Genomic DNA, 5,326 nt, shown 5'->3' on the forward strand with positions numbered 1-5,326 from the left:
CATGCAAGCAAAGGGCTTGAGTTTGAACATCTATTTGTAATTGGGCTTGAGGAGGGATTTTTCCCATTACTTGGCGATGGAAGTGATATAGAAGAAGAAAGACGCCTAGCATATGTAGCAATTACAAGAGCCAAAAAGGGATTAAACCTATCATATTCAAATTCAAGATTTTACAAAGGTCAAAGAACTAAGCTAAATAGATCAAGATTTTTAAGCGAAGCTGGACTATGCGAAGGTTCGCTCAAAATTGAAAGTCAAAATGAGTTTAAAAAAGGCGACTTAATTAAACATAAAATATTTGGTATCGGGCGTGTTATAGAGGTAACAAAGATTAAAAATGAATTTAAACTTAAAATAAATTTTGGCGGAAATATCAAAGATATAATGTCATCGTTTGTAGAGAAAGTTATATGAATAGACTATTTGTAGCATATAAACCAAAAGGAGTAGTATCAAATCACTTCTTAAGCAGACTCAAGCGTAAGTATGGCGTAAAAAAGGCTGGGTTTTCTGGTATTTTAGACCCATTTGCAAGTGGTTGCTTGATTATAGCATTTGGAGCATATACTAGATTATTTAACTATTTAAATATAGAACCTAAGATATATAGAGCAACACTTTGGCTAGGGGCTAGTTCAAATAGTGGAGATAATGAAAATATCAACCAAATTCACCTTCCACCTACCCTAGATGAAGCACAGATAAAAAACGCTTTACAAAATCTTCAAGGCAAAATAAACTACATACCGCCAAAATTTAGCGCAAAAAAAATTGATGGTAAAAGAGCCTATGAGTTAGCCAGGGCTGGGAGTGAATTTGAACTAAAAGAGTGTCAAATGGAGGTTTTTAGCACTAAATTTATAAGCTATTGCCACCCATTTATCACATTTGATATATCAGTTTCAGCTGGGTCATATATACGCTCATATGCACAAATTTTAGCCAAAAATTTAGGACAAATTGGTACACTTAGCGCACTTGAACGATTGAGTGAAGGTAAATTTAAGTTTGAAAATGAAATACCACTAAATCCATTAGAATATCTAAATTTAACTAAAAATAGCTATAAAGGCGATATTAAAGATATAATTTTAGGTAAAAAACTTAAATGCAGTGATTTTAAGATTAGTAGCGATGGGGAATATCTAATTGAATTAAATGATGCTTTTAGTATAATCAAAATAGAAAACCAAGAGGTAAAATACGCAATAAATAGGATGGAGAAATGCTTATATTAACACGAAAAGTTACAGAATCAATCAAAATTGGAGATGATATCGAAATTACAATTTTAGGTATTGGTACACAAAATGTAAAAATCGCAATTCAAGCACCAAAAGATATCTTAATTCTACGCAAAGAGTTAGTAAGAGAGATTGCCGATAATAACACAGTTGCTAGCGAACCAAAGCAAAATTTGCTAGAAATTCTAGCCAAAAAGATATTTAAATGAGAAGTTTTGCTAAGATTAATATTTTCTTAAAAATTACTGGATTTCGTGGGAACTATCATGAACTAAGCTCTAGATTTATCATTTGTGATTGGTTATATGATGAGGTTGAGCTAGTTGAACGAATAAATGACGGCCTTATTATAGATAATCCATTTAGCGATAATATTATCTTTAAGGCTTATGATGCTTTAGTAGCGCTTGGTTTTAGCAAACAGCTTGAAGAGTTTTTTAAATTCCATCAAGTAAGTCTAATTAAAAACATTCCAGTTGGTGGTGGCTTAGGTGGTGGTAGCAGTAATGCAGCAACCTTTTTACACTTAGTAAATGATAGATTAAATTTAAATATTTCACAAAAAAAATTAATGCAAATAGCTCATAAAATTGGTGCTGATGTAGCATTTTTTGTAAGCAAATTTAAAGCTGCAAATGTAAGTGGAATTGGTGAGATTGTAGAAGAATTTGATGATGATATACCAAATTTAGATATTATCACTAGCCCTATTTTTTGCTCTACTCCAAAAGTTTTTAACCAATATAGAGCTAACTTTAATGGATTTGATGATAATTTAGCTAGAGATTTAAAAAAGCTAAAAAGTAGCGAAATTTTAGTAAATTTTACAAATATAGAGTTAAATGATCTTTTAAGGCCATGTCAGCAGATTTATAGTGAGCTAAATATTGCTAACGATGAGTTTTTAAGTGGAAGTGGAAGCACTAAATTTAAAACCAAAAATTTAACATAAAAAAGTAAAATAACCCAAATCAAATTTAAAGGACAAATAATGAAAGTACTACTAATAAAAGATGTAAAAGGCCTAGGAAAGGCTGGAGAGGTAAAAGAGGTAAAAGATGGCTATGGTAATAATTTCTTAATAGGCAAAGGCTTAGCAAAAGCTGCAACAGATGCTGTGCTAAGACAATGGGAAGCAGCTAAAAGAAATGAAGCTCAAATTAAAGAGTATGAGATTAGCCAAAATGAAAAACTAAAAGATGAATTAGCTGGAGTGAAAATCACTATAAAAACCAAACTAGGAGCCAATGGAACTCCATTTGGTAGCATCACAAAAGATGAAATAGCAAAAGCATTAAAAGACCAAAAAGGCTATGAAATAGATAAAAAATCTCTAGAATGTGATAATATAAAAGCCCTTGGTGAGCACGAAATATCAATCAAGCTAACTCACCAAATTCATGCTAAATTTAAAATAGAAGTAGTAGGTGAATAATGTTTCATGCTACTACTATACTAGCTTATAGAGGCAAAGATGCTGCTGTAATAGGTGGCGATGGTCAAGTTAGCTTTGGTTCTACCATCTTAAAAGGCAATGCTGTAAAGATTAGAAAGCTTTATGGAGGTAAAATTTTAGCCGGATTTGCTGGGTCAACTGCTGATGCATTTAATCTTTTTGATATGTTTGAGAGAATTCTTGATGGAGTCAAGGGTGATTTGCTTAAGGCTGTAATTGAATTTAGCAAAGAGTGGAGAAAAGATAAAGTATTAAGAAAATTAGAGGCTATGATGTTAGTACTAAATCGTGATCATATATTTTTACTAAGTGGAACTGGAGATGTAGTAGAACCAGAAGATGGCAAGATAGCAGCCATTGGAAGTGGTGGCAATTACGCACTCTCAGCTGCTAGGGCTTTGGATAAATTTGGATCGCTTAGTAGTGAAGAATTAGTAAAAGAGAGTCTAAAAATAGCCGGAGAGATCTGTATTTATACAAATACAAATATAAAAACTTATACATTAACGGATTAAAATATGAACTTAACACCAAAAGATATAGTAAAATTTCTAGATGACTATGTAATCGGTCAAAACGATGCTAAAAAAATCATTGCTATTGCTTTGCGTAATCGTTATAGACGTATGCAATTGCCAGCTAATATTCAAGATGATATAGTGCCTAAAAATATCTTAATGATAGGCTCAACAGGTGTAGGCAAAACAGAAATTGCTAGACGTCTGTCAAAGCTTTTTGGCTTACCATTTATAAAGGTTGAAGCTAGTAAATATACCGAAGTTGGCTTTGTTGGTAGAGATGTAGAATCTATGATTAGGGATCTTGCAATGGCGGCTTTAAATTTAGTAAAGCAAGAACATCGTGAAAAAAATAGCGATAAAATAGAAGAATACATAGAGAAAAAAATTTTAGAAAAACTACTACCACCACTCCCAAATGGTGCAACTGATGAGAAAAAAGAGCAATATCAAATCAGCTATGAAAAGATGAAACAAAAACTAAAAGATGGCAAGCTTGACGACCTTACTATTGAGCTAGAAATCGACCAAGCAAGCTTTGAAGCTGGGTCAAATTTACCACCTGATATGGCTGCTATGCAAGAAAGCTTTATAAAAGTAATTGGAATTACAAACAAAAAAGTTAAAAAAGAGCTTAAAGTAAAAGATGCCAAAGAGAGCCTAAAAAACGAAGCTAGCGAAAAAATATTAGATATGGAAAGCATTAAAGCCGAAGCATTAAGAAGAGCTCAAAATGAAGGAATAATATTTATTGATGAGATAGATAAAGTTGCTGTAAGTAGTGCTGGTTCATCTCGCCAAGACCCTAGCAAAGAAGGCGTTCAAAGAGATCTTTTGCCTATTGTAGAAGGTAGTGATGTATCTACTAAATTTGGAACTATTAAAACTGATCATATACTCTTTATAGCGGCTGGAGCATTTCATATCTCAAAGCCAAGCGATCTAATCCCTGAGCTTCAAGGTAGATTTCCGCTGCGTGTAAGTCTTGATAGTTTAGATGAGGATGCGCTATATGAAATTCTAACAAAACCTAAAAATTCACTTTTAAATCAATATAAAGCTTTACTTAATGTAGAGGGTGTAGAACTTGAATTTAGTGATGATGCTTTAAGGCAAATTGCTAAACTAACTCAAAGTACCAATCAAAAAGTAGAAGATATCGGAGCTAGAAGACTTCATACTGTTATCGAAAAACTACTTGAGGATATTAGCTTTAATGCTGATGAGTATAAAGGCCAGAAATTTAGCATAACAAAAGAGTTAGTTGATGAAAAATTAGGGCAAATTTGCCAAGATGAAGATAGGGCAAAATATATATTATGAGAAGCGGATTTGTAACCTTAATAGGCAGAACAAATGCTGGTAAAAGCAGCCTTTTAAACTATTTGCTAGACCAAAAAATCTCAATGGTCTCACATAAACAAAATGCCACTAGACGCAAAATTTTAGGCATTGTAATGAACGGGCAAGACCAAGCAATCTTTATAGATACTCCAGGTCTTCATGATAGCGCTAAGACATTAAATAAGCTAATGGTTCAAAGCGCTATTAAATCTTTAGGCGATGCAGATGCGGTAGTATTTGTAGCTAGTGTTTTTGATAGTTTAGAAAATTACGAAAAGTTCTTAAGCTTAAATACTACTTTACCTCATATAATCGCACTTACAATGATAGATCAAGCAAGCCAAGATAAACTATTTCAAAAGTTAAATGAGTAACAAAAATACTCAAATAATTTTCAAGCTATAGTTCCAATAACTATTAAAAAACAAGCCTATAGAAAGATTTTTTTAGATGCTCTTACCCCCCTGCTTCCAGAGCATCCTCATTACTATGATCCAGAGTTTATCACCACAACAAATGAAAGAGATATCTATAGGGATTTTATATTAGAGGCTATATTTGAGTGCGTGAGTCAAGAGGTGCCATATAGTTCTGATGCAACCATATCAAAAGTAAAACAAAAGAGTGATATACTAGAAATAGAAGCAAAAATCATAACAGACAATACTCATCATAAGGCAATTTTAATTGGTAAAAATGGTGCTACTATTAAGCGTATTGGAATTGTGGCTCGCAAAATTATAAGTGAATTTAGCAATCAAAAG

General features: G+C 32.6%; 9 protein-coding genes. All 9 read left to right on the forward strand.

The genetic code is table 11. From position 1 onward, the window contains the following. A partial coding sequence (locus tag J6V67_RS02045; RefSeq protein ID WP_291857805.1) for a 3'-5' exonuclease occupies positions 1-414 on the forward strand: 414 nt, incomplete at its 5' end. Further along, a complete protein-coding gene (gene truB, locus J6V67_RS02050) occupies positions 411-1,238 on the forward strand; it encodes a tRNA pseudouridine(55) synthase TruB (RefSeq protein WP_291857807.1) in 828 nt (275 codons plus the stop codon). The genes J6V67_RS02045 and truB, both read left to right, overlap by 4 nt. Next, the gene (gene csrA, locus J6V67_RS02055; RefSeq protein WP_086224540.1) at positions 1,226-1,453 is read left to right on the forward strand and encodes a carbon storage regulator CsrA; all 228 of its coding nucleotides are present in this window, start codon (positions 1,226-1,228) and stop codon (positions 1,451-1,453) included. The genes truB and csrA overlap by 13 nt, the downstream gene beginning before the upstream one ends. Beyond that, complete coding sequence (locus J6V67_RS02060) at positions 1,450-2,196, forward strand: 4-(cytidine 5'-diphospho)-2-C-methyl-D-erythritol kinase (protein WP_291857812.1); 747 nt, start codon at positions 1,450-1,452, stop codon at positions 2,194-2,196. The genes csrA and J6V67_RS02060 overlap by 4 nt, the downstream gene beginning before the upstream one ends. Positions 2,197-2,235: 39 nt before the next feature. Continuing rightward, positions 2,236-2,679 (forward strand): 50S ribosomal protein L9, encoded by a 444-nt coding sequence (rplI, locus tag J6V67_RS02065; protein ID WP_086248329.1) that lies wholly within the window; start codon positions 2,236-2,238, stop codon positions 2,677-2,679. Beyond that, positions 2,679-3,215, forward strand: a complete 537-nt coding sequence (hslV, locus tag J6V67_RS02070; protein ID WP_086224543.1) for an ATP-dependent protease subunit HslV — start codon at positions 2,679-2,681, stop codon at positions 3,213-3,215. The genes rplI and hslV overlap by 1 nt, the downstream gene beginning before the upstream one ends. Before the next feature lie 3 nt (positions 3,216-3,218). Continuing rightward, a complete protein-coding gene (gene hslU, locus J6V67_RS02075) occupies positions 3,219-4,541 on the forward strand; it encodes an HslU--HslV peptidase ATPase subunit (protein WP_291857817.1) in 1,323 nt (440 codons plus the stop codon). After that, positions 4,538-4,936 (forward strand): GTP-binding protein, encoded by a 399-nt coding sequence (locus J6V67_RS02080; RefSeq protein WP_291857819.1) that lies wholly within the window; start codon positions 4,538-4,540, stop codon positions 4,934-4,936. The genes hslU and J6V67_RS02080 overlap by 4 nt, the downstream gene beginning before the upstream one ends. A 192-nt stretch (positions 4,937-5,128) precedes the next feature. Beyond that, the coding region (locus J6V67_RS02085) for a KH domain-containing protein (protein WP_291857821.1) at positions 5,129-5,326 on the forward strand (198 nt) is incomplete at its 3' end.

It is taken from the genome of Campylobacter sp. (genome assembly GCF_017646085.1).
Classification (GTDB): Bacteria; Campylobacterota; Campylobacteria; order Campylobacterales; family Campylobacteraceae; genus Campylobacter.

Excerpts from the sequence above, each read along its gene's own strand:
- csrA (WP_086224540.1), top strand. The coding sequence starts at position 1,226 with ATGCTTATATTAACACGAAAAGTTACAGAATCAATCAAAATTGGAGAT.
- hslU (WP_291857817.1), top strand. The coding sequence starts at position 3,219 with ATGAACTTAACACCAAAAGATATAGTAAAATTTCTAGATGACTATGTA.
- truB (WP_291857807.1), top strand. The coding sequence starts at position 411 with ATGAATAGACTATTTGTAGCATATAAACCAAAAGGAGTAGTATCAAAT.
- rplI (WP_086248329.1), top strand. The coding sequence starts at position 2,236 with ATGAAAGTACTACTAATAAAAGATGTAAAAGGCCTAGGAAAGGCTGGA.
- J6V67_RS02060 (WP_291857812.1), top strand. The coding sequence starts at position 1,450 with ATGAGAAGTTTTGCTAAGATTAATATTTTCTTAAAAATTACTGGATTT.
- J6V67_RS02080 (WP_291857819.1), top strand. The coding sequence starts at position 4,538 with ATGAGAAGCGGATTTGTAACCTTAATAGGCAGAACAAATGCTGGTAAA.
- hslV (WP_086224543.1), top strand. The coding sequence starts at position 2,679 with ATGTTTCATGCTACTACTATACTAGCTTATAGAGGCAAAGATGCTGCT.